Origin of the sequence: Chitinophaga niabensis, assembly GCF_900129465.1 — a bacterium.
Classification (GTDB): domain Bacteria; phylum Bacteroidota; class Bacteroidia; order Chitinophagales; family Chitinophagaceae; genus Chitinophaga; species Chitinophaga niabensis.
In genome coordinates this window covers 469,219-494,413 of record NZ_FSRA01000001.1, presented here as the reverse complement: position 1 = coordinate 494,413, position 25,195 = coordinate 469,219, and the positions used below count along the sequence as shown (strand labels likewise).

The following is a 25,195-nucleotide window of genomic DNA, read 5'->3' as shown; positions in this document are numbered from 1 at the left end:
GCCTATATTAGTTTGCCATGCAAAAGATCCTATTAGCTTTAACTATCCAGCTTGCAGCCGGCGGAAGCGCCCTATGTCAACAGCCAACTGCGCTTGCAGATTATGTGAATACGCTTCAGGGCACCAATTCCAGGCACGAGTTAACAAGGGGGAATACCTATCCTACCACTGCCCTTCCCTTTGGTATGCACACCTGGACACCACAGACGGGTAGCAATGGAGACGGGTGGAAATACCAGTATCACAGGAAGAGCATCCGCGGCTTTCAACAAGCGCATCAATGCAGCTCCTGGTCAAATGACTATGCTGTTTTTTCGCTTTTCCCTGTTATGGATGGCCTTTCAGTGACCGAAGAAGACAGGACCACTGCTTTTGAGCATGAAAACGAAACAGCACGGCCTTATTATTACCGCGTAAAACTAAACAACGATATCGTTACGGAAATGGCACCCACAGAGCGGGGTGCCCATCTCCGGTTCTCTTTTCCAAAAGGTCATAAAGGAAATATCATCCTCGATGGCTATACCGGCCTGAGTGGCGTTAAGGTCCACCCCGCACAAAAAATGGTTACGGGATTTGTAAACAATGGCAGAGGATTTAAGAGGGGATGGAAAAGTTATTTTGTCATTGTATTTGATACCCCCTTTACAGGTTACGGTACCTGGGAAAATACAAGAGGTACCATTCAGGAGGGCAACCTGCAGGCTGAAGGGAAAGGAACAGGTGTATACCTCCAGTTCAAAGAAGGTGCTACCGTACAGGTTAAAACCGCTTCCTCCTATATCAGTGAAGAACAGGCAAAACTTAACTTATCCAGGGAATCAGGCAACCACAAAACGCTGGAACAAACAAAGGCAGTGGCAAAAAAGATCTGGAACGAACATTTATCCCGGATCATGGTAGAAGGTGGCACGGAAGAAGATAAAGCAACTTTCTACTCCTGCTTTTTCAGGGCCAGCTTATTTTCAAGAAAATTCTATGAGCTGGATAAAAACGGGAAGCCTTATTACTTCAGTCCCTATGATGGTACCGTACATGAAGGTTATATGTTCACGGATACCGGTTTCTGGGATACATTCAGGGCACAGTTCCCATTGAATGCATTGCTCCATCCGCAAATGCACGGACGGTACATGCAGGCACTGCTGAAAGCTAATGAGCAATGCGGCTGGCTGCCTTCCTGGTCCTTTCCTAATGAACAGGGCAGTATGATCGGCAATCATGCCATATCGCTGCTGGCCGATGCCTGGGCTAAAGGTATCCGCACCTTTGATCCATCTGCCGCGCTGGAAGCTTATTATCATGAAGCCAACAACAAAGGCCCCTGGGGTCCTGCAAACGGAAGGGATGGTTATAAGGAATATAACCAGTCAGGCTACGTGCCTTACCCTAAATACAGGGAAGCAACTGCCAAAACACTGGAATATGCCTACGACGATTTTTGCGCCTATACACTGGCTACAGCCGCCAGGCAGGAAAAATACAAACAGGGCTTTGAACAAAAGATGTTGAACTACCGCCACGTTTATGACAGCACTACCGGTTTTATGCGGGGTAAAGATGAGCATGGAAACTGGCTAAAGGATTTTGATCCTGTGGAATGGGGAGGCCCTTATACAGAAGGTAACGCCTGGCATTGGTTATGGTCTGTGTTCCATGATATCAGCGGCCTGAAAAAAATGCTTGGCGGAGATGAGGCTTTCTGCGCTAAACTGGATGCTGTATTCACAGAACCGAACAAGGTAAAAGTGGGCACTTACGGCGGCATGATACATGAAATGACGGAAATGGTGATGGCCGATATGGGGCAGTACGCACATGGCAATCAGCCGATCCAGCATATGGTATATCTCTACAACTACGGAGGCCAGCCCTGGAAAACACAGTTCCATGTGCGGGAGGTGATGAAAAGGTTATACAATGCATCTGAAGATGGCTATCCCGGCGATGAAGACCAGGGGCAAACCTCCTCCTGGTATGTGCTGAGCGCCCTTGGATTCTATAGCGTATGCCCCGGCACCAACCAGTATGTACTGGGAAGCCCGCTGTTTAACAAAATAACGATACAACTGGAAAATGGAAAGAAATTCATCATTACCGCTAATGGTAATTCCGCTGAAAATGTATATACCCACAGTCCGCTGCTGAATGGCAAGCCTTACAACAAAACGTTTATCACTTACCAGGATATTAACGCAGGCGGCACGCTTTCTTTTGACATGAAAAGTACCCCTGACCAGCAAAGAAAGCTGCTACCCGAAGACCTTCCCTATTCGGTATCAAGGTGATAGACGACAGACTTGCCGGGATGTATTTTATTCTTTAAATTGTATCCATGGAAGGGATCGGCCAAATTCTAAAAACTACCAAACCCGGCATTCTCATCGTTGACGATAACGATGATATTCTCGAATACCTGTCCCACGACATGGAAAAGAGTTACCAGATATTCACTGCCAAAGACGGTGATAAGGCTTTTTCCATCTTACAACATGAAATGATCCAGTTAGTGGTCAGTGATGTGATGATGCCAAAACTGGATGGTTTTGAATTATGTGAGAAGATCAAACTTACCTTAGAACTCAGCCACATCCCCGTTATCCTGCTAACAGCAAAAAACACCTTACAGGCCCGCATACAGGGATTGAAAGCAGGAGCTGATGCCTATATAGAAAAACCTTTTTCCTTAGATCATTTATATGCCCAGATAGAGAACCTGCTGGCCAGCAGGCTCAAGCTCAAACAATGTTATGCCCAGCTGCCGCATGTACATATCAACAGCATTGCCCATACGCAAATGGATGAGGCGTTCCTGGAGCGGCTCGTAAACACCATCCTTACTCACCTGGATGAAACACAGCTGGATGTGGAGCGGCTGAGTGTACTCATGAACATGAGCAAACCCACCCTTTACCGGAAGATAAGATCCATATCCGACCTGTCTCCCCACGATATCATCAACCTCACCCGTTTAAAGAAAGCGGCTGACCTGATCCATTCCGGCAATCACAGGGTTAATGAGCTGGCAGAAGAAGCGGGCTACAATTCCGCAGGGCAGTTCAGGCGGAATTTTTATAAGTATTTTAAAATGTCTCCTTCTGAGTATATTGATAAAGCTTATCAGAAGTCTTCTTTGTAAAGAGGCATAACCAGGGTAAAAGTATTTAATCCTCCTTCCACGCTATATTCCAAACTACTATTATGCAGCAATGCAATGGATTTTGCCAATGACAGCCCTATACCGGTCCCGGCAGTCATGGTGTTACCAGACCTGTAAAAAGGTTCAAAAATATACGCTCTTTCCTCTTCCGGAATAATGTCCCCATCGTTTGTTATACGCAGAACAGCATGCTCTCCTGATGATTGAACGGTTAATGTGATCCGGGAATGACAATACTTGATAGCATTATCTATCAGGTTACTCACAATTTTCATTACCCCATCCTCATCTATATTACAAATGAGTACAGGATCTTTGATGACCAGATCCCAGGCGTGTTTTTTCTTATTGATGGCTGGCTGAAAACTGCTATGCACCTCTTCAATAACAGGAACAATATTCCTGGCATTAAGGTGTAAAAAATAATTCCCCGATTCTACCATCCTGAAATCCAGCAGCTGATTGGTTAAGGTCAGCAACCGGTCTGTATTCTTATTCATCACCATTACCTCATGTTTCATACCGGGAATGGATTCCACGTTTTTAAGGATCTTACTCATCGGCATTTTTATCAGCGTAAGCGGTGTTTTTATCTCATGCGCTACTTTGGTAAAGAAATCAATTTTCGCCTGGTACAGTTCCTTCTCCTTATTCAAAGTAAAGATCTCCATCATGCGGAGCTGCTTTTCTTTATAGCGGTTACTATAATATTTCGTTGCAAAATAAACAATGGCAATAATGGCCAGTGTATAGATAAAATAGGCCACACCGGTTTTCCAGAACGGAGGGGTGATGTTTATCTTAAAAGAGGTTTCGTTGGACGCCCATATACCGCTGCTGTTAGTTGATCTTACTTTAATAGTGTAGTTCCCGGGAGACAGATTATTAAAATGAATGACCTTATTCTTATCTGTAAAGTTCCAGTTTTCGTCAATTCCATCCAACATATAAGCGTACCTGATGTTATCCGGTGCCGTAAAACTAAGCGCTACAAAATCAAGGCTGAAAGTTGAATTATTATAGGGCAGCCGGATATTATCCTCATGCAGGAAAGGGTAATCATAGAACAGATGCCGGGAGTTAACAGTAGCATCTTTATTGAACACCTCCAGCTGTGTGAGGTAGATGGGAGGTGTATAATCAACAGTAGTAAGGTCGCGCGGATTAAATCTTACAAGACCTTTCAGGCAACCAAAATAGATATTACCTTCCTTATCTTTAAAGGAGGAGCGGTGATTGAATTGATCACTGAGCAATCCATCGCTTTGTTTAAATGTTTTTATCTGCCCGGTTTTCAGATCTATATAAGCCAGGCCCATGGATGTGGATGCCCAGATATTGCTACGGTCATCCTGCACAGTACAGTAAACAATATTACTGGGCATACCGGACTGTGTATTATAAACTTCAACGGCATAATTACTGAGGTTCATTCTGAAAAGGCCGGATTCCGTGCAGATCCAGAGGTGATCATCCCCATCCTCCAGGAAGTTTAAGATCTTGTTGTTATCAAATGGATAATAGCCGTTTACCCGCACAGATAATTTTCGCGCCTTTTGGCTTGCATCAATATAATAAATGCCATTGCTGTGTGTGCCCAGCCAGATACGTCCTTTACTGTCCTGGGTGATCGCTGAATAGAACTCCTCCCTTACCAGCCCCTGTATATGATAGAACTGCCCGCTTGTTCTATCAAAGTTGTACACGCCATTGGAGGTACATACAATAATAGCACCGGCTGCAGTTTTATACAGGATATTGATGTAGTTACTGTTTAGCCCGTTATTAGTATACGCCGCGTAATGCCGTACGATCCTGTTTGTTTTCAGATCAAGAACATACAAGCCATCTTTGAAAGTGCCGATATAGAGATGATCGTTATCGGCTAAAAGCCCGTGTATATTGCCGGGACTACTATAATTAACAAAGCTCCTTTCTTCAGGATCAAAGGCGGCAATCCCCTTATCTTCAGAACCCACCCAGATCTTCCCGTATTTATCCTGCACCATTTCACGTACTACATTCCCTTCTATGGAATTTGAAGCAGATGTGGGAAAGAACTTTTCGAAGGCGATGGCATGATGTGCATAATAGTTGATGCCGCCAAAAAAGGTGCCGATCCAGATCCCTCCCTCCTTGTCTTTACAGATAGAATAAATAGCATTGTCCGTCAGGGAATATTGATCATGCGGAACTTTGCAAATATGCTGTATACTGTTGCTGCGGCTATTCAGAATGTACAGTCCTGATTCTGTACCTATCCAGTAATCAGTATCATTCACTTTCAGCAGGCTTCTTACAAACAGGCTTGCGCTCTTTGCAGGAGACAGTACTATTGACTTCCATTGCTGATCGCGCATACTGAATTTGAGCAACCCTGTTTGCGAGGTGCCGATCAGCAGCGATCCATTCTCTTTGTCTTCGCATATTGTTTCAATAGTATTGGCTGTGCGCACTACTTTATCCGAGGTGTAATAAACAAAGTCATTATGTGCTGCATCATACCTGGCCAGAACGCCATTAGCACAACCCAGCCACAGGGTACCATCTGAGGATTTATATAAGGTGGTTATATTCTGCAGTGCCGGTGACTGATAAGCATCAATATGTTTTGTTTTGATATGATACCTGTACAGTACAGTTCCTTCAACAAACCAGATATTGTTATGCGCATCCCCATGTATGACCCTTACGAGCTGCCCTTTCGTATGCTCCAGTTTTGTGAATGCCCCGGTTTCCGAATTAAAATAGAACAGGCCTTTAAGTGTAGCTACCCATAATGTTCCCACGGCATCCTGGTACAAATGAAAGATCGGGTTGTTAGACTTATCCTCCCCTATCCTGAAGATCTTGAAGTTATAACCATTAAACCTGTTTAACCCATCCCCTGTACCAAACCACATAAAACCATCCTTGTCCTGCAAAGAGGTGATCACAGAATTATTGGACAGTCCGTTCTCTACCTCATAATGCCTGAAATAAATGGGCTGCGCACTGCTCTCAGCAAGCAGGAACAATATGATGAGGGTGCAAATAAAACGTTTTTGCATAAGGTGGAAAGGGAACTCCTGATTATCAATAATTTAAATTAAGACAGGTTTTGCCCGTTTTTCATACCGTGGGAAAGAATGATACAATATAAATCTTTTTTGATTCGAAATAGCGGCATGCAGATTCCGGCAACCTGTACATTTACTTTTAAAGATCCGGTATTGGCTGAATACCTGTGAAGATGCCGGATCACTACCAAAATCCACCTTATCCACGTCCAAAAATTGCTGTAACATTTCAAAGATCAAAAATGCTTTGAGTAATTAAAAGCACAATACGTTATGATTAAAATCCTGAAGTTGCTTCGGAGAAGCATTCCCATTGCCGTCTGTGGCGCCCTGTTATTATTTGCCTGTTCCAAGAGCAAACAGCCTGATACCACTCCCAGGTATGATCCCTCTAAACCACTGACACTGCAAAGGTTCACTCCTGATAGCGGAGGAGTAGGTACGCAGATGATCATTTATGGTGAGAACTTTGGCAGTGATCCCGCTATCGTAAAGGTATTTATCAATGATGTACCGGCACCGGTTGTGGGGGTAAAGAACAACACCATTTTTGTGCTGATCCCCTCCCAGGCAGGCGAGGGACCGGTAAAGGTAAAAGTTGGTGCAGACGCTGCCATGAAAGAAGTGACGTCTACCACTCACTTCAATTATCTTTTTAACCCGGTAGTAGGTACGCTGGCGGGCTTTACGGACAAAGACGGGAAAACCGCGATAGTGGATGGCGATATTAAGAAAGCACAGTTTGAAGAACCTTACTGGCTTGTTTTTGATCAGCATAAAAATCTTTACCTGCTGGAAGAATACCGGGGCTTAAGATTTATCGATTCCGCACGCACCATGGTAAAAACCCTGTTCAGGACCGGGAACGGGCTGGACAGGCCCAGAACACTGGCCTTTAATCCTACTTTTGACACCCTCTATGTCACCAACGACCAATGGGATGAGCGGGGATTGAGCACAGCCATCCTCACGCCTGAATCCGGCTTTACAAGGTGGAACTCGCTCATCTTTTCCCAGACAACAAACGGAGGGGATGCCAATCCTAAAACAGGAGATTTCTTTTTCAATTCCTATGCAAAAGGTGAGATGTTTAAATGGGACCGTACCACAAAATCTTCCAGGTTAATGTACCGGGTAGATGATGTGAACTGGGAGTTTAATATCCAGTTTGCACCCAGCGGCGACTTTGCTTACATCGTTGTAGTGAACCAAAGCTATGTGCTGAGAACCAAGTACAACAGGGAAACCGGCATGCTGGATGCCCCGGTGCATTTTGCCGGAGGCAGAGGGCAGCACGCTCACCGCGATGGCGTTGGAGCGGATGCCCGTTTTGATCATCCCCAGCAGGGCACCTTTGATAAGAACAATAATTTCTACCTGGCGGATGTAATGAACCACTGCATCCGGAAAATAACACCGGAAGGTGTGGTAAGCACTTTTGCCGGCAGACCCCGTGAATACGGATATGCAGACGGCCCCTTGCGAAAGGCGCAGTTCGACAGGCCTCAGGGTATCGCTTATGATGAGGCTGCCGCTACTTTTTATGTAGCAGACCAAAAGAACCGCAGGATCAGAACAATCTCCGTTGAATAAATTAATTGTCTTCTAATGAGAATTTTTTACCTATCCCTGATCTTCATTGCTATTTCAACCAGGGCATTATCACAACAAACAGTAGAAGTCACCGGTATCGTAAGCGATACAAATAACCTTCCCTTACCCTTCGCCAATGTTGTGGTGAAGGACAGAGTGGGGCTTGGCACCATGACGGACGAGAAAGGAAGATACAAGATCACTGTAGAACCTTTTCACACGCTGATATTCTCCTTTGTAGGCTATGTTACCACGGAGGTAGCCATACGGGAAAACCGTGTGGTGAATGTAGTGATGAAGTCCGCCAACACCAATGCCCTGGAACAGGTGGTGATCACTGCAGCAGGGCCTCAGAAAAAGGTGACCGTAACCGGGGCCATCACAACCGTAAACCCCAAGGACCTGCGAACAGCAGGGGCTAATATTACCAATGCACTGGCAGGTAACGTGGCAGGTGTAATTGCCATGCAGCGTAGCGGCGAGCCGGGCAGTAACCAATCTGAATTCTGGATAAGGGGTATTTCCACCTTCGGAGCTAACAGTGCCGCCATGGTAATGGTAGATGGTTTTGAGCGTCCCTTCAACGAAATAAATATCGAGGATATAGAATCGTTCTCTGTATTAAAAGACGCTTCTGCCACCGCCATATATGGTTCAAGAGGCGCAAACGGCGTTATACTGATCACCACTAAAAAAGGAAAAACGGGTAAAATAAATATAGACGGAAAGGTAGAACACACCTATAGTACACGAACCCGTACACCCAAATTTGTAGATGGGAATGCTTACGCCGCTTTAGTCAATGAAGCCAAAATAACAAGGAACCAGGAACCGGTGTATACCGCCAATGAGCTGGAGATCCTGCGTCTTGGGCTTGACCCCGATCTGTATCCCAATGTGAACTGGCAGGATGAAATGCTGAAAAGCGGTGCAAACATCAACAGGGCCGCATTGAATATCAATGGCGGTGCTACCATTGCCAGGTTCTATGTTTCCGGTAGTTATGTGGACGAAGGTGGATTGTATAAATCAGATGCTTCCCTGAGGGAATATAAAACCAATGCCAACCTTTCCCGCTGGAATTACAGGATCAACCTGGACCTGGATGTTACTAAAACTACTTTGTTCCGGATTGGTGTTGCGGGTTTCCTGGAAAAGAAAAATTACCCCGGTTTAAAAGATGATATCTGGTATTCCCTGGTAGGTCAGTCTCCCGTATCCATTCCAAAATCTTATTCCAACGGGCTTGTACCTGCCTATGGTACCGGCAATAAAACAAATCCCTGGGTACTGGCTACACAAACCGGTTACAGGGAATACTGGCGGAACAAAGCAGAAACAAATTTTGTGATAGATCAGAACCTGGATTTTATCACCAAAGGATTGAGAGCTACCGGCCGTCTTGCATTTGACGCCAATAACGAAAACAATATCAGCAGAAAAAAATGGCCGGAGCAATATAATGTAGAAAAAAGAAGGGACCGGAATGGGAACCTCATCATGCATCGTATTTCCCCGGAATCATTAATGTTCCAGGAAACCAGCGCAGCCGGCGAACGGGTTTCTGTTTATGAGCTGGAACTGAGATATAGCCGTGGATTTCAGAAACACAGGATCGAAGGGCTCGCCAAATACTTCCAGCGCGAACAAAGGCAGACAGTGAACCTGGGAACAGATATCGTGAACGGTATTCCCCGCAGGAACCAGTCGGTATCAGGCCGTTTGATGTATGGATACGATAACCGCTACCTCGCTGAATTCAACTTCGGTTATACCGGTTCGGAGAATTTCAAACCCGGTCATCAGTTTGGATTCTTCCCCGCCGTTTCTGCTGCCTGGAATATCTCCGAAGAGAAATTCTTTAAAGATAATTACGACTGGCTGGACTTCCTCAAGGTTCGCTACTCCTATGGGGAAGTAGGAAACGACAATTTTGGCGGCCGCTTTTCTTACCTGAGTACTATAGGTGCAGGAGATGGCTATAATTTTGGCGAGAGCATCAGTCCCAATGCTTTCCCCGGCTTGTATTACCAGCAGGTGGCCTCTGAGCAGCTCACCTGGGAGGTAGCCCGCAAACAGGACCTTGGTATTGAAATGAACCTCTATAAGAACTTATTCTCTGTCACCATCGACCTGTTTAAAGAAAAAAGAGAAAAGATCTATAAACAAAGGTCCCATTTACCTGCCATGGTGGGCATTGTAAGTCAACCATGGGCAAACGTGGGCGTGATGGAAAACCAGGGCTTTGATGCGCAGTTCAATGTGAACAAAAAGATCAGGGCCATTGACATCACCATGAGAGGTAATATCACCTATTTTAAGAACAAGGTGATTGCATTTGATGAAGAAGCGAATAACCTGCCTTATAGAATGACGCAGGGGTTCAGGCTCAATCAGGCAAGAGGTTTGATCGCGCAGGGCTTATTCAGGGATTATGAAGATATTAAGAACAGCCCCAAACAGATGTATGGCGCCTATCAGCCGGGAGATGTAAAGTACAAGGATGTAAATGGGGACGGCCTTATCAACGATGACGATATTGTTCCGATCGGTGCATCCCGGATCCCCAGCCTGATCTACGGCGTAGGCATGTCCCTGAGATGGAAAGGTATAGATTTCAATGTGCACTTCCAGGGAGCAGGAAAATCATCCTATTTCATTGACGGCCCCAGCGTATATCCCTTTGTAGAAGGGGCCTGGGGCAACATCCTCACAGATGTGGCCGTGCCTGGCAACAGGTGGATAGAAAAAGAACTCTCCGGCGATCCTGCCACAGAGAACCCCAATGCAAAATATCCCAGGCTCAGCTATGGTGGTAATGCCAATAACTACCGGCCATCCACTTACTGGTTACGCAATGGTGCTTATCTGCGTTTAAAAAATATTGAACTGGGTTATACTGTGCCCCAGCGGATCACCAGGTGGGCACATATCAATAGTGCCCGGTTCTATCTCATGGGGCAAAACCTCATGGTGTGGGACCACCTGAAGCTCTGGGATCCGGAACTGGCCAGTGGCAACGGTATGAGTTATCCATTAGCCAAAACCGTTACGGGCGGACTTACTATCAATTTTTAAACAATGGAAATTATGAACAAAACTATAATGAATAAATGGATCTCCTTCCTCTGTGCATTTGCAGGGATCCTGTTCCTGAGCTCCTGTAAGAAGTATCTGAATATGGACCACTTTTTTAAAGACCGGTTGAATACAGACACGCTTTTTACTAAAAAGGATTATTCTGACCAATGGCTGGCCAGCACCTACTCCCACCTGCGCAATGAAAATGCTGATGTTGCCAGTAAAGGATTCACCCCCTTCAATTTCATATCCGATGATATGTTCTTTGGAGACCGGGATGATAAATACCGGAGGTACAAAAACGGGGAGTACGATGAAACCTGGGACCAGGGGTCCTGGTCATCCTGCTACCAGGGTATCCGCAAGGCTTCCATCTTCATTCACAATATCGATAAGAACCGGGAGATGACACCGGAGGAGATCCTGCAAAAGAAAGCAGAGGCCCGTTTTCTCAGGGCCTACTATTACTGGCTGCTGTTAAGGAAATATGGTCCGGTACCGCTTGTTGCAGATGAAGGGATCGATTACACAACAGAGTATCAGAATTTAGCGCAACCCAGGAATTCCTATGATGAATGCGTGGATTTCATTACAAAGGAACTGGCCATAGCCGCAAAGGACCTTCCGCTGCAACATACCAACAGGGAGGCTGCCCGGCCAACAAGAGGCGCAGCGCTTGCTGCACGTGCAAAGGTATACCTGTATGGAGCAAGCCCGCTTTTTAATGGCAATACGGAAATGGCAGATCTTGTTGATAATACCGGCCGCAAGCTGATCACTCAAACTTATGATGAAGTAAAATGGGCAAAAGCTGCCGCCGCAGCGAAAGATGTGATAGACATGAATGTTTACAAGCTGTTCACCGCTCCTTTTAATGCCCAGGATCAGAGTGCCACACAACCCAGAACAATTATCCCGCCTTTTAATGCCCTTTATTCAGAAAAGGCCTTCCCTTTGGGATGGAAAGATATTGACCCTTTTCAATCCTACAGCCAGCTGTTTAACGGCGCTTTAGCCTACACCGCTAATCCTGAGATCATTTTTTCACGCGTTACGGAACAAAGCTCAGAAGGGGTTGCTCAAATGGTGCTGCACCAGGTACCTTATTCATTGAAAGGCTGGAATACACATGGCATCACACAGAAACAGGCAGATATCTATTACATGAATGATGGTGCCAATGTACCGGTTAACCCAAGGGTAACAGGTTTTACCGTAAATAATACTTCCCATAAACCCTTACCCGCAAAAGTATCCTTACAGTACGCCAACAGGGAACCCCGCTTTTATGCTTCGGTAGCTTATAACGGCAGTATGTGGGAAGGCACCAGTGCCAGGAAGGTGGAAGACAGGTATAAGCAGGTTTTCTATTACAGGGGCTATTCAGACGGTAAGCAACCCTCCTCTCCTGCCTTCCACATCAGAACGGGATTAGGGATCAAAAAATATTACAACCCATTCGACTCATTTATGGAAGGTGGATTTGTAGTACCTAAAATTGAACCCGCCATCCGGTATGCAGAGATCCTGCTGATCTATGCAGAAGCATTGAACGAATTGAACGGCTCACACAATATTCCCAACTACCAGGGCACAGGAAATATCACTGTTGCAAGAAATGCAGAGGAGATCAGCAAATACCTCAGCCAGATACGCATCAGGGCCGGCGTTCCGGATTTTGATGCCGGCATCTATGCTTCAAAAGAAAACCTCAGGAAAGCCCTGAAAAGAGAAAGGCAGATCGAATTATTTGCCGAAGGCCATCGCTACTATGATCTGAGACGCTGGAAAGATGCACCCGTAGAAGAATCTACACAGGTGATGGGATGTAATATGAACATGACGGAAGATCAGCGGGACCTGTTCTATATCCCGGTTGCCATCCCTTCCATGCCCACCATCTTTGTAAAAAAGATGTACCTCTGGCCTATCTCCCACAGCGAGTTAAGAACGAACAGAAAACTGACACAAAATCCAGGATGGACAACATTCAATTAAAAACGAAAGTACCATGAAGTATTTATATTTATTCCTGTTGATCACGCTCTGCGCGTGCAACAAAGAATGGGAAGAGGAACTTTTTACAAAGTATGTTGCATTTGGTAAAAATGGGGTGGTGCAGGTATATGTGAAATACAAGGAACAGGGCGGTAATATCCCTCTTAAGATCCCACTCGTATTAAGCGGCTCCACTGACAATAATACGGATGTAAATGTTACCGTTGCCCTTGATAAGGATACACTTGAGAACCTGAACTTTGACAGGTTCCGCCTGCGGCAGGACCTGTATTTCAAAGAATTCCCCTCTGAGTTCTACAGCTTTAAAACGCTCACCGCTACTATCCCAAAAGGTTCAAACACCGGGCATCTTACCATCGATCTGAAACTGGATGGGATAGACCTTGTGAATAAATACATTCTGCCATTAGAGATCGTTTCCACTTCCAGATATTCACCTTCTATACTGAAGCATTACAAAAAAGCGCTGATCAGCATCATACCATTCAATAACTACTCCGGAAGATATTCCGTTGCCGGTGCAGTATGGGACAGAACAAGAAGCGAGAACGGCCAGACGGCCCTGACCACTCCCTACAGGAATACATGGGTTGTAAATGAAAATGCGGTATTCTTTTATGCAGGTGTAACAGAAGAAGAAGCTATAGACAGGGCTGGCTATAAGATCAGTGCAAGGTTCAATCAGGATAGCACCGTTACATTAACTTCAGGCAATCCGGCTATCAATTTCGTTCAGCAAAAAGGCACCTATACTATCAGCAAGCGAATGGATGAGGTACAACCCTATCTTGAGAAAACATATACCACTGTATACCTGGAATATTATTATGATGATATTACCAATCCGGCATTCCCTTTAAAGTACCGGTTTGCAGGATCTATGGTACTGGAAAAAGTAAAGAACATTCAGATCCCTGAAGAGGAGCAGCAGGTACAGATCCCTGACTAATGCAAATAAGAACGCCGGAAACAAGGTTCCGGCGTTCTTTTATGTATGTTGTTATGGCACATTACATTCAAAATGATAACTTCCCGAACCCACTTCCGTTTCCTTCCCTCCGAACGGCAACACCACCTTTGCATTGGTATTGGCAGGCACCTGTACGTCCAGCTTAAATACTTTATCTTCTATCTTCCAGGAAGAGCTTACTAATCCATAAGGTGTATGCAGCTCACCGGAAACACTGGTGATGCCACCACCCGGCTTAGGACTGATATAGATCTTTTTATATCCCGGTGCAGAGGGATCTGAATTGATCCCTGCCATATGCCGGTACATCCAGTCTCCGATAGCACCATAGGCGTAGTGGTTATAGGAGTTCATACCAGGTGTCTGGAAACTTCCGTCTGGTTTAATACCATCCCAACGTTCCCATATAGTGGTAGCACCCATTTTCACAGGATACAACCAGGAAGGATAACGTTCCTGCATCAACAGATCGTAGGCCACATTCGTATAACCGAAACGGGTAAGCACATGGCACAAATAAGGTGTTCCGAGGAAACCGGTGGTCAGGTGATTACCGTAGCTTTTGATATTGTTTACCAACCGCTCTGCTGATGAAGCCCTCAGCTCCTCCGGCAACATGTCAAACTGCAGGGCCAGTACATAAGCGGTTTGCGTGCTGGACACCAGGCGGCCTGTTTCCGTCATATATTCCCTAATAAAGGCCTTTTTGATCTCTTTGAGTAAGTTGGTGTATTGCTCAACATCCTCCTGTTTTCCTAATACCTGTGCCGCATTGATCAATAATTGCGTAGAGTGCGCATAAAAGGCCTGTGCAATCAGGTACTTGTCCGTTACCGCAGCTCTGCCATCATTATCGTCATCAGGGCGGTAGAACAGCCAGTCGCCAAAATGGAAGCCGGTGTTCCAGAGATTATTCTTTGCGGTGGTGCGGATGAAACCCACCCATTTTTTCATGCTTTCATATTGTACTTCCAGCAAACGTTTATCGCCATAGGCTACATACATGTCCCACGGAATGATGGTAGCCACATCTGCCCATCCTGCAGAAGCGCCATCCTTTGCACCGAGTACATTGGGGATCACGTGCGGGATCAGGCCATTTGGCTGCTGGTCTGCTTTTACATCCTTCAACCATTTAGTAAAGAAACCGGCTACATCCATATTGTATGCGGCGGTATTTGCAAAAGCCTGTGCATCGCCGGTCCAGCCAAGGCGTTCATCACGTTGCGGGCAGTCGGTGGGCACATCTACAAAGTTTCCTTTCTGGCCCCATTGTATATTATGCTGTAATTGATTCAGCAGGTTATTAGATGTAGTGAACTTTCCGGTAGTGGCCATATCTGAATACAGCGCTACCGCTGTGAGGTCTTCCGGTTTCAGTTCACCGGGATACCCTTCTACTCTCACATATCTGAAACCGAAAAATGTAAAATGCGGCTCGAATGTCTGCTCCTCATTTCCTTTAAGGATATAGTTAGCCTGCGCTTTTGCTGACCTGAGGTTTACGGTATAAAAATTACCTTCTTTATCCAGCACTTCCGCATGGCTGAGAGAAATACGCGTACCGGCGGGGCCTTTTGCTTTAATTATAGCCCAGCCTACCAGGTTTTGCCCGAAGTCTGCCACGATTTCACCTTTGGGTGTTCTAAATATTTTTAAGGCTTTGAACGTTTCGTGTTTTTTAACCGTGGGGCCACTCATGCCAACTAATTGTTCTGTGCCTTTTTCAAGAATGCGCACATTGCCCCATGAGCCGGCCTTTTCTTCTCTGGCATCATAGGTTTCCCCATCATAAATATCAGATGCCATGATAGGCCCGTAGGCCGTTTTCCAGCTTTGGTCCGTGTTGATGGATTCTTTTGTTCCATCCGTATATTCAATTTCAAGCTGCAACAGCAAAGCCCGGGTATCGCCATAAAATCTGCGCTTCCCTTCAAAACCGATCCTTCCTTTGTACCATCCGTCTCCCAACGTTACCCCGATGGCGTTAGTACCACTCTTCAGGGATGCCGTTACATCGTACACCTGGTATTGAAGATGATTACGATAGCTGGTCCAGCCAGGCGTAAGATAACTATCCCCAACGCGCTGGCCATTGATACTGGCTTCATACAAACCTTTGGCCGTGATATAGGCAAGGGCGGATCTTATTTTCTTTGCTACAGGGAATTCTTTTCTGAACAAAGGGCTCCTTGCCAGGGTATCCTTTTCACTTACGGCGATCCATTGGGCCGTCCAGTCTTCCGGCTTCAGGCCGGTTTGCCAGAATTGCACACTGCTCCAGGGAGAAGTATTGCCCTGGTTATCAGTGACCCTTACCTGCCAGAAATAGCGTGTTTTAGATTGCAATGCAGGGCCTTCATAGGGAATGAGCACTGATTGGCTTGTTTTGCCGGCACCTTTCCACACAATCCCTTTCCCTGCAGCCAGGCCATTTTTATCCGTGCCTACCCTGATCTCATAGGCTGTTTGCAGGGTGTTCTTAAGCTGTGATGTTATCTTCCAGCTTAACCTGGGTGCAGATGCATCTACGGATAAGGGGTTTTCAAGATGTTCAACAGTAAGATCGCTTACGCTGACCTTTTGAGCCAGCCCGGAAAGACCCGGGACGAGGAGAAATGCTAAAAGTAGAATTTTCGTGGAAAGCCTGTTCATATAAGCTGTATTAGTATGATATACTAATATCAGCAGTAATTTTCAGATAAGTGTCATGAACTATCCTGCTAGTGTGGAAACCTTCGATGCCCGGTGTTCAATTGCCTCAAACGGATCTCCTTTCAGATGTTCCTCGATAATAAACCGCGGCCGCTGTTTCACCTCGCGGTAGATCTTTCCCACATATTCTCCTATCAGCCCTATACAAAACAATTGAATCCCACCCAGGAAATACATAGGCAGTACGGTGGATGCCCATCCATGGATCGTTGCATCAGAGAGATAAGAGATCAGCGCATAGATGCTCATACCAATGCTCAGCAGGAACACAACCCCTCCGGTTACTGTAACAAACCGCAATGGCCTGCTGCTTAAACTGGTCAATCCATCCCAGGCGAAAGAGAGCATTTTGGCAAGGGGATATTTGCTGGTACCTGCTTTACGTATATCCCTCTTATAATAAACCGCGGTTTGTTTAAAACCGAGCATAGGGATCATTCCCCGCAGATACAGGTTCACTTCTTTAAAATCCCGGAACGCCGCAAAGGCTTTTTGACTCAGCAACCGGTAATCCGCATGATTATATACAGATTCCGTTCCCATCATGGAGAGCAATTTATAGAAACCCAATGCCGTTGCCCGCTTAAACCAGGAATCTGTACTACGGTCTTCTCTTACACCATATACTATTTCGTATCCCCGCTCATAGGCTGCCAGCATCTTTTCTATGGCAGAAAGATCATCCTGCAGATCTGCATCTATGGATATCATCACATGCGCATCGTCTGCATGTGATAACCCTGCCAGCAATGCATTCTGATGTCCGAAATTGCGGGATAACTTTAAACCCCTGAAAGCTGCATTTTTATGATGCAGGTCTTCAATCATACTCCAGGTACGGTCTTTGCTTCCATCGTCAACAAACAAAGCATAGCTGTCAGCTGATATCATATGCCTGTTGATCAGTTGAACCAGTAACTGATATATCCGAAGCGCTGTTTCGGGCAGTACTTCCTCTTCGTTGTAACAAGGGATAATAATAGCCAGTTTCGTCATGGGTTTATTTTTTCAACCAATGCAATCGCAATGGAACGTTCTGCATCTGTCCATGTTTTTATAAGTTTATACCTGTCCGTTGTAAATGCCTCTTTCTGCACATTTCCATATTTGGTGGCATAATGCGTATCCCAGATGATATAACTTCCTACCGGTGCATTTTTAAGTGTGTTTTCATTCAGGTCTTCCTTCCCTTTGGCAAACTGATCGTTCCGTTTATCATAGAAATAATTATAGAGTGGCAATGAGCAAAGGATGTGTCTATGCTCATCTATCTTATTCTCTTTGGACCACTGGTACACTTCTTTCATAGCCACATTTTCGCCCACCAGCTTAATGGGCCTGATCATTTTAAGCATATATCCTCCCGCTAAGATCAACAGTACATAAAAAGCGGTTCTGGCAGGAGCCGGTATCACCAGCAAAAGGATCATCAGCAGACTGTAAATCATCACTGCCAGGTTATGAGAGGTGGTATCATACATCACCCAATTGTGGTTGAAACTGGCATATTTTAGTACCAGGAAAAACCAGGGCACCAATAGCACCAGCAGGAACCATTTTTTCTCAAGTGTTACAATCTTATCAAAAGCTACGGCTGCCAGTACCGCAATAATTGGTGATATGATGGTCATGTACCGCCAGTTGCCACCTGTAGAAGCTCCGATGACCACAGATTGCCAGTTCAATATACAATGGGTGATAAAATAGATGCCTGCACAGGCCAGCAGCAGATAATCCGGTTTGATCTTCTTAAAAAGGAACAGCGCAATGTAAGCAATGAAACAGGCCAGCGGAATGATCCCGAAGATAGCAGGGGAAACTTTAAAATAATGATCAAACCCCTGGCGCGGATAAGCGTCTTTTGTAAAATCCGCCAGTTTCTTCGAATTGTTCCAGAGGAACAAGATGTCGTTTGTTGCAAAATAACCGGCCAGGTTATACAATACCGGAAATACCGCCAGCAATGCTGCGGGCAGGAATTGTCTTTTCCAGAGCAGGAATAAACCAAAAATGAAGGCCAGCGGATAGAACTCCTGCCGGATGATCAATATATAAGAGAATAAAAGTGCAGTGATGATGAATTTCTCCCTGTAATAAAAATAGACAGACAATATTAACAGGAAGGCGGTGAGTATTTCAGAGTAGGTCCTGTGGCTTAACTGGAACCAGAGTACCTGGGAGAAAAGCATAACAATCCCAACCAGTGGCAGCTTTACTTCCTTCAATACGCAAACCTTGTACACGAAAAAACCGGTGAATGCAGACAAGAGGCAATTTAGCGCAAGCACCGCAGGCTGGCCCAGCAAGGCAGGGATTACATATACCAGCTTCCAGCCGGTTTTGGCCCAATTTCCCAGGATCACTTCCCAGTTTGTCCAGAAATCGAGCATATTAATGTATTGGGCACCTTCCTCCCCCTGGTAGAATCCATCAGACACTCCGGCCCATATATAAGAGACGGCTGCCAGCAAAAAGGTCAAAGCGAGCAGTTGGGGATTGGTTAGCTGGCCATAGGCAAGATTTCTGTATCTCATCAAGCTTATAACACACTCCCCTCACTTTACCCTTATGCGGAAATAAAAAAAGGTTGCAATCCAACGATCACAACCTTTTACAATGTATCTAATGGCGGTTTAAAGCATATCCAGGATCCCTTCATTTTCAATAATGATCATCCCCTGCCGGTCCTCCGTAATACCCTTTTGAAGGGTATAAGTATACCTGGGCACAGTGCCTTCCATAACAGTAGGTAAGAATACAAACTGAATACTATCCCCTTCTGCCTTCAATTCCTCCCCTACTTCAAAAATATGCGTGGAAATTATAAAGAAACACTCCCTGAAAGCAGTGAAGGCAGCAGTTACGGCAAGCGTTGCATCGTAAGCATCTTTTACATTGGTGCCTTTAAAAAGCTCATCGAAGATCACAAACAGGTGTTTCTCAGAATCTACTTCCTCTGCCACCTTTTTCACCCTTAAGACCTCTGCATAAAAATGACTGTACCCCCTGTTCAGATCATCCGGCACATTCACGGAAGAATAAATACCATCCAGCACGGAGAACTGCAGATCATCCGCCGCCACAGGGAAGCCCATATGTGCCAGGTACAGCATGATACCAGTAGCTTTCATCAAAGTGGATTTACCGGCCATATTTGCCCCGGTAAGGAACAGGATATTACTATCTCCATTGAAAGCAATTGAATTGGGAACCGCTTTTTCTACCCTGGGATGCCTTACACCCTCTGCTACCAGGATATTCTTTCCTTTTGGCAAAGCAAGGGCATATGTAAAGTCCCGCTCCCTGGCAATACCGGATACTGTGATATAGACATCTATTTCATAGGTCAGCTCCAGCAGATGCTTTAACCTGCTTTGAAACACATGTGTAAGCAGGTAATGCAGCCCGGCTGTTTGAAAAACAGACCTTTCCGCTGTATCATATGCTGTAAGCCGTTTATCTTCTATGATACTCCTGGCTGCCGCAGCCCATTTTTCCCAGGGACTGTTTGTATCCCGGCCTTCTTTTTCTAACTGCTTAAGAAGCCCGGCACAACATTTCAATACATTGATGCAGGTATTCATACCTTCCACCAGCAGGCTGTAAGTATCTTCCTTTACCAACAGCTCCATCAGTTTTTTCCTGCCTACCTGCCAGTATACCAATGGTGCATTACCGCTACCTCCCTCTTCCAGGTATGCCTCCATGCTGTTCAGCTGCTGCTCATCAAAAGGAAAGATAGCAGCATGCTCTCCGAAATAACGAAAGGCTTCACTTCTGCTGTTGATCTTTTCCGCCTCTGTGAGGGGGTGCCGGAACATGATATCCAGTAGCTTTTCCGCTCCCCTGGTATGTACCTGGTTGAAGAGGCTGAAAATGGAACCGGCATTGTATTTCCCTAACAGGGAAAGGTCATCCAGCGTTTGTTTGTCTGCAATAAAGCTCATGTGGTTTTCTTTATTGATCTTCTCCTGGTTAATATATCCAGGATCCCTTCATTTTTTATAATCACCATACCATGCCTGTCTGAAGTAATACCGGAGGCCAGCTTATGTGTATAAACGGGCTTGTTGCCGTCCATCAGTGTAGGCAGGTATACGAAGTTGATGTTATCGCATTTCTCTTTGAGCACATCACCTGCTTCAATAATGTGTGTGGACACAATGAACATACAATTCTGCCTGCGTGCTATGGCAGAAGTAATGGCAATGGTAGCTTCGTATGCATCCTTTACATTGGTACCGCGGAACAGTTCATCAAAGATCACAAACAGGTACTTATCACGGCTCAGTTCCCTTGCGATCGTTTTTATGCGCAGCACTTCTGCATAGAAATGACTGGCTCCGATATGCAGGTTATCCGGCAGGTTAATAGTGGTGTAAATACCATCCCGCACAGCGAACTCCATTTTTGAAGCCGGGACAGGGAATCCCATCTGTGCCAGGTACATGGTAATGCCCAGCGCTTTCATGAAAGTGGATTTACCTGCCATATTGGCCCCAGTCAGAAAAATAATATTGCTTTGGGGGCTAACAGACAGAGAATTGACCACTGGTTTTGTTAAAGACGGATGGTAAAAATCTTCCAGCACCATGGTTTGGGCTGCACGGGGCAACGCAACCGGGAAGGTAAATTTCCGCTCCCTGGCAGTACGGGCAACAGAGAGGTATACATCTGCCAGGTAAATATGCCCCAGCAGTTTTTTGATATTCTCCCGCTGCCGGAAGCGAAGTACTTTATCGTACTCCGCTATCCTGGCAAAGGAAAATTTCTGTTTGGTGCTCTCCTGCAACAGTGGTTGCAGTTCCTCTATGCGCAACAGCTCATCTACATCTGCCAGTTGCCGGATAGTAGCGGCAAATGCCCTGGTAGATTGCAGGATGTGGATCAGGCTCAGTACACTTTTTTCAATGGCTTTATATTCCGTATCGGCAGCGATCAGATGATTGAATTTTCTGCTCAGCGTATTATCTGTTTCCGTCAGCCGGGTGCGCTCATCTGTATTTTCCAGGTATTGCTCTGCTGCATCGAACCATTCGCTTTCGTACGGAAAGCTGATCTCCTGTTCGGAAAAAGAACGGATGATAGTGCTGCGTGCATTGATAGTATGCTCATCTGACAGCGGATTACGGAACATTTCTTCCAGCAATTCAGATCCGCCACGGGTAAAGGTGCGGTTAAAGATGGTATATACCGTATCTCCTCCTCCTTTTCCGAAAATATTCAGATCATTCAATGTTTGTTTATCGGTCATCAGGCTCATACCTACTTTCTTTTTCTCCTGATCAGTAAAATGGCACTTCCTATCAGCAATATGCCGGGTATAACTCCCATCAATCCATATCTCACTGCTTTCACACTGTCTTTGGCAAGGGAGATCTCATTATCTGAAGAACGCGGGCGGCTCACATCAACCGGTACAGTGCCGTAAGACAGCCAATGGAAGGTACCCGGGATCATGGAGAAGTTAGCTGCGCCATAACGTCTGTAAGGAGGTGTCATGCCACCGTTGCTGATACAATCGGCATCTCCGATGATCATAATGCGTTGCTCCTTTGCTCCTACTTTACGGGTTAAGGCCATAGCGGTGGTATACACACCCTGCTTTTCTCCGGCTGCTGCATCTACTGTAGCAGAGTCATTCACAAAATCTATGGTCTGTACTTCATTCCATGTTTTCATGGTATCCACTGTCTGCAGAACAGGTATTGCTTTGTATCCTTTATTTTCAGCCATTACAAGGCCGGCAGAGATCACCGTACCTACCCATTGCCTGCGATCCAGCATACTCTCGTAAATGGGCGCCAGTGCTTTAGCTGCTTCTGTAGGAACATTCATCACCACATTGGCCGCTACATCCTGTTTAGGTTGTACCAGCTGGCCGGGAACTGTTTTAACACCAAATTCCCCGATGAATGATTCCATTATTTCTGAACCCGGCTTAAGTGTGATCACCAGGTTGCCACCGTTGGCAATGTAGGCGTCCAGTTTCTTCTTTTGCAGGGAATCCATTTTCTCTTTCATATCCGCGATCACGATAATGTCCACTTCTTTGGGGATCTGTTTATCCCCGGAAAGGTCCAGTGTTTCCACATCACAGCCCTGGTTGGTAAGCGCGTAACGGAATGTTTTAACGGAAGAGAACATGGTGTAATCCCTGATCCTTTCTCCTTCGATCTTACGTTCGCCGTGCCCTTCCAGGAAAGCAATCCTGGGCAGCTTCATCACCATTCGTTTGAAAACAGCGGATACTTCTGCTTCTGAAGGGAATTTCATCATATCATCATAGATCCTCAGCCAGGCTTTCTGCCCGTTCTCTCTTTCTACCAGTCGAACAAACGTGTTGCCCTCGCCCGAGAGATCGATCTTCTTCTTTATTTCTTTTGGTGTGAGGAAAAGGTCAATATCAAGGTCACGGATATTTGCTTCACCTTTGGCCATTTCAGCCAGGCTCTTTTTAGGGTAAACAAAATTCAGCCGTGGATTATTACTTGGCTTATCATAGTAATAAACGTACTTCAGTTTGGTTTCCGGTTTAAAGCGGATGTATTGTTTCAGTCTCTCCTTGTCCTCATTTACCTGTGCGGGAATGCCATGATAATATTCCCTGTCCAGCAGGTTTACATAAGTTGTAATGGTCATTCCCCCTTCCAGTTTAGCCATGATCTCCTGGCTGTTAGGTGTAAGGGTATTGCGTTTGGTTTCAGTGGCATCATAATAGGCCATCAGGATTGGCCGGGAAGTAGCATATCCCAGCATCATGGCACAAACAACCACCAGCGCATACTGGCCCCATACCCTGGAAAATGAAGCATGTGTACGGTTGGCCTGTAACTTAAGGATACTCAGTGCAAGGAACATACATACAACGATCACAAAATACAGTACATCCTCGCTGCAGATCAACCCATTGATCATTTCATTACAACGGCCTGAGATAGAGAGCCAGTAGGTGATATCCCGTACAAAATTGATATCCTGCCAGATCTTGTTCATATAGCTCAATGCTGCCAGCAGCACCAGTGTTCCCAAAGCCGCTACCACCTGGTAAGAGGTGAGGCTGGACATAAATAATCCTATGGCCGCATACCCGCACATCAGCAGGTAGATGGCCAGGAGGCCGGACCATACAGAAGGAAGGTCAAAATTATCCACGGTACACAGGCCGATCACCACATACACCATCAGCACACCTATCAGCATGAAGCTGTAAGTCATCATGGCCAGGAATTTACCGCGGATGATCTGGGAAGATGTTACGGGAGAAGAATACAGCAGCTTAATAGATCCGCTGCTTAACTCACGGCTCATCAGGCCCATTGTCAGCAAGGGCATATAGAGGTACAGGTAGTTCTGCACTGAAGCAAACAGCCCCCGTGGTCCTGAAAAAATACCGGCTGTAATAAATGAATTTCCCCAACCGGTAGCCTGTGCCCTTACCGCTTCCTGCAGATGTTCAACAAAAGCCATCCCTGTCTGAAAAGCAAATACAACAAGGATCATCCAGGCGATGGGTGAATAGAACAAGGTGAACAGTTCCGCCTTGGCGATCTTATAAATTCGTCTCATTTAATATCTTTTATCAGGTTTTTATTTGGTGTTTTTCCTGGACAGTCTCGCAAATACAGCATCCAGCGAACTTTTTTCAATGATCAGCTCCATCAATCCCCAGTTGCTGTTTACACTTGTTTCTGCTATACGCTGCGCTGTTTTCTTGTCCCCGTCATATCCGATCCTGAAGCGGGAAGGCGCCAGCTGCTCAATAGACCTTACGCCTTCCAGCTTCAGCAGTTCATCCTGAACAGGGGGTGTATCCAGCGATACAACAAGTGTATTTGGTTCGATGTAATTGTCGAACATCTCCAAAGTTCCGGAGAACACCATCTGCCCTTCTTCGATCATCTTGATCTCCTGGCAGGTAGCCTGTACTTCTGTAAGAATGTGCGTTGAGAGCAATACGGAACGGTCCTGCGCAATTTCTTTGATCAGGTTCCGCACCTCCACGATCTGGTTCGGGTCCAGGCCATTGGTAGGTTCATCCAGCACTACAAACCTTGGATTATGCACAATGGCCTGTGCAATACCTACCCGCTGCTGGTAACCACCGGAGAGGTTGCGAAGCAATCGTTCTCTGAAATGCAGCACACCGCATCTTTCCATCGCATCCTTCGTTGCTTTTTTTACCTGGGTTTTCTCCACCATCCTCAGGTCTGCGCAATAGGTGATATATTCTTCCACCGTAAAATCCTGGTAAAGCGGCAGCTTCTGCGGCATAAAGCCGATATTGCGTTTAGCCGCTACCGGGTTATCCTTCAGGCTGATGCCGTTGATGAATACTTCTCCTTTTGTTTGCTTTAATACACCACAGATGATATTCATGGTAGTGGATTTACCGGCTCCGTTGGAACCCAGTAATCCTACAACTCCCTGGCTGCGGATCTCAAAATTAATATCCCTTACCGCCCACTGCGAAGCGTAACGGTGAGATAAGTTTTCAACTTTTACAATGGCGTTTTCCATTCATTACGGATTGTTTATTAAATAAGATATCTGTACAAGCTGGTGTGCTTATATGATGCGTTGGAAATAACTGCTCCG

Annotated in this window: 14 protein-coding genes; 6 read left to right on the top strand and 8 right to left on the bottom strand. The window is 45.7% G+C overall.

What is annotated here, in order from left to right; genetic code table 11:
• Positions 1–17 precede the first annotated feature (17 nt).
• Positions 18–2,288, top strand: a complete 2,271-nt coding sequence (locus BUR42_RS02005; RefSeq protein WP_074237495.1) for a GH92 family glycosyl hydrolase — start codon at positions 18–20, stop codon at positions 2,286–2,288.
• A gap of 47 nt (positions 2,289–2,335) precedes the next feature.
• Positions 2,336–3,139: a response regulator gene (locus BUR42_RS02000; protein ID WP_074237494.1), complete on the top strand. Its 804-nt coding sequence runs from the start codon at positions 2,336–2,338 to the stop codon at positions 3,137–3,139.
• Here the strand turns inward: BUR42_RS02000 and BUR42_RS01995 are convergent.
• Positions 3,121–6,210 (bottom strand): ligand-binding sensor domain-containing protein, encoded by a 3,090-nt coding sequence (locus BUR42_RS01995; RefSeq protein WP_074237493.1) that lies wholly within the window; start codon positions 6,208–6,210, stop codon positions 3,121–3,123. The two genes, BUR42_RS02000 and BUR42_RS01995, sit on opposite strands and share 19 nt — an antisense overlap.
• A 282-nt stretch (positions 6,211–6,492) precedes the next feature.
• Here BUR42_RS01995 and BUR42_RS01990 point away from each other — a divergent pair, with 282 nt between their 5' ends.
• The 4 genes from BUR42_RS01990 to BUR42_RS01975 are packed head-to-tail and all read left to right on the top strand — an operon-like array spanning position 6,493 to position 13,861.
• Positions 6,493–7,812 carry an IPT/TIG domain-containing protein gene (locus BUR42_RS01990; RefSeq protein ID WP_074237492.1) on the top strand — a complete coding sequence of 440 codons (1,320 nt, stop codon included), beginning with the start codon at positions 6,493–6,495 and terminating at the stop codon, positions 7,810–7,812.
• A gap of 15 nt (positions 7,813–7,827) precedes the next feature.
• Positions 7,828–10,890, top strand: coding sequence for a SusC/RagA family TonB-linked outer membrane protein (locus BUR42_RS01985; protein WP_074237491.1), 3,063 nt, complete (start codon positions 7,828–7,830; stop codon positions 10,888–10,890).
• A 12-nt stretch (positions 10,891–10,902) separates the two neighbouring features.
• On the top strand, positions 10,903–12,891 hold the full coding sequence (locus BUR42_RS01980) for a RagB/SusD family nutrient uptake outer membrane protein (RefSeq protein WP_234979589.1): 1,989 nt from the start codon (positions 10,903–10,905) through the stop codon (positions 12,889–12,891).
• 13 nt (positions 12,892–12,904) lie between these two features.
• Positions 12,905–13,861: a DUF4973 domain-containing protein gene (locus BUR42_RS01975; RefSeq protein WP_074237490.1), complete on the top strand. Its 957-nt coding sequence runs from the start codon at positions 12,905–12,907 to the stop codon at positions 13,859–13,861.
• A gap of 51 nt (positions 13,862–13,912) precedes the next feature.
• Here BUR42_RS01975 and BUR42_RS01970 read toward each other — a convergent pair whose 3' ends face one another.
• The 7 genes from BUR42_RS01970 to BUR42_RS01940 all read right to left on the bottom strand — a co-directional run bounded on the left by BUR42_RS01970 (position 13,913) and on the right by BUR42_RS01940 (position 25,117).
• Positions 13,913–16,537 (bottom strand): glycoside hydrolase family 78 protein, encoded by a 2,625-nt coding sequence (locus tag BUR42_RS01970; RefSeq protein ID WP_074237489.1) that lies wholly within the window; start codon positions 16,535–16,537, stop codon positions 13,913–13,915.
• A gap of 60 nt (positions 16,538–16,597) precedes the next feature.
• Positions 16,598–17,593 carry a glycosyltransferase family 2 protein gene (locus BUR42_RS01965; RefSeq protein WP_074237488.1) on the bottom strand — a complete coding sequence of 332 codons (996 nt, stop codon included), beginning with the start codon at positions 17,591–17,593 and terminating at the stop codon, positions 16,598–16,600.
• Positions 17,590–19,131, bottom strand: coding sequence for a hypothetical protein (locus BUR42_RS01960; protein WP_143197304.1), 1,542 nt, complete (start codon positions 19,129–19,131; stop codon positions 17,590–17,592). Before BUR42_RS01960 ends, BUR42_RS01965 begins: the two co-directional genes overlap by 4 nt.
• 99 nt (positions 19,132–19,230) lie before the next feature.
• Entirely contained in the window at positions 19,231–20,544 is a 1,314-nt protein-coding gene (locus BUR42_RS01955) for a MutS-related protein (RefSeq protein ID WP_074237486.1), read from the bottom strand.
• Positions 20,541–21,860 carry a MutS-related protein gene (locus tag BUR42_RS01950; RefSeq protein ID WP_074237485.1) on the bottom strand — a complete coding sequence of 440 codons (1,320 nt, stop codon included), beginning with the start codon at positions 21,858–21,860 and terminating at the stop codon, positions 20,541–20,543. The genes BUR42_RS01955 and BUR42_RS01950 overlap by 4 nt, the downstream gene beginning before the upstream one ends.
• Positions 21,861–21,862: 2 nt before the next feature.
• Complete coding sequence (locus BUR42_RS01945; RefSeq protein WP_074237484.1) at positions 21,863–24,166, bottom strand: Gldg family protein; 2,304 nt, start codon at positions 24,164–24,166, stop codon at positions 21,863–21,865.
• A gap of 21 nt (positions 24,167–24,187) precedes the next feature.
• Positions 24,188–25,117: an ABC transporter ATP-binding protein gene (locus BUR42_RS01940; RefSeq protein ID WP_074237483.1), complete on the bottom strand. Its 930-nt coding sequence runs from the start codon at positions 25,115–25,117 to the stop codon at positions 24,188–24,190.
• Positions 25,118–25,195 lie beyond the last annotated feature (78 nt).

Excerpts from the sequence above, each read along its gene's own strand:
- BUR42_RS02005 (WP_074237495.1), top strand. The coding sequence starts at position 18 with ATGCAAAAGATCCTATTAGCTTTAACTATCCAGCTTGCAGCCGGCGGA.
- BUR42_RS02000 (WP_074237494.1), top strand. The coding sequence starts at position 2,336 with ATGGAAGGGATCGGCCAAATTCTAAAAACTACCAAACCCGGCATTCTC.
- BUR42_RS01995 (WP_074237493.1), bottom strand. The coding sequence starts at position 6,210 with ATGCAAAAACGTTTTATTTGCACCCTCATCATATTGTTCCTGCTTGCT.
- BUR42_RS01990 (WP_074237492.1), top strand. The coding sequence starts at position 6,493 with ATGATTAAAATCCTGAAGTTGCTTCGGAGAAGCATTCCCATTGCCGTC.
- BUR42_RS01985 (WP_074237491.1), top strand. The coding sequence starts at position 7,828 with ATGAGAATTTTTTACCTATCCCTGATCTTCATTGCTATTTCAACCAGG.
- BUR42_RS01980 (WP_234979589.1), top strand. The coding sequence starts at position 10,903 with ATGAACAAAACTATAATGAATAAATGGATCTCCTTCCTCTGTGCATTT.
- BUR42_RS01975 (WP_074237490.1), top strand. The coding sequence starts at position 12,905 with ATGAAGTATTTATATTTATTCCTGTTGATCACGCTCTGCGCGTGCAAC.
- BUR42_RS01970 (WP_074237489.1), bottom strand. The coding sequence starts at position 16,537 with ATGAACAGGCTTTCCACGAAAATTCTACTTTTAGCATTTCTCCTCGTC.
- BUR42_RS01965 (WP_074237488.1), bottom strand. The coding sequence starts at position 17,593 with ATGACGAAACTGGCTATTATTATCCCTTGTTACAACGAAGAGGAAGTA.
- BUR42_RS01960 (WP_143197304.1), bottom strand. The coding sequence starts at position 19,131 with ATGAGATACAGAAATCTTGCCTATGGCCAGCTAACCAATCCCCAACTG.
- BUR42_RS01955 (WP_074237486.1), bottom strand. The coding sequence starts at position 20,544 with ATGAGCTTTATTGCAGACAAACAAACGCTGGATGACCTTTCCCTGTTA.
- BUR42_RS01950 (WP_074237485.1), bottom strand. The coding sequence starts at position 21,860 with ATGAGCCTGATGACCGATAAACAAACATTGAATGATCTGAATATTTTC.
- BUR42_RS01945 (WP_074237484.1), bottom strand. The coding sequence starts at position 24,166 with ATGAGACGAATTTATAAGATCGCCAAGGCGGAACTGTTCACCTTGTTC.
- BUR42_RS01940 (WP_074237483.1), bottom strand. The coding sequence starts at position 25,117 with ATGGAAAACGCCATTGTAAAAGTTGAAAACTTATCTCACCGTTACGCT.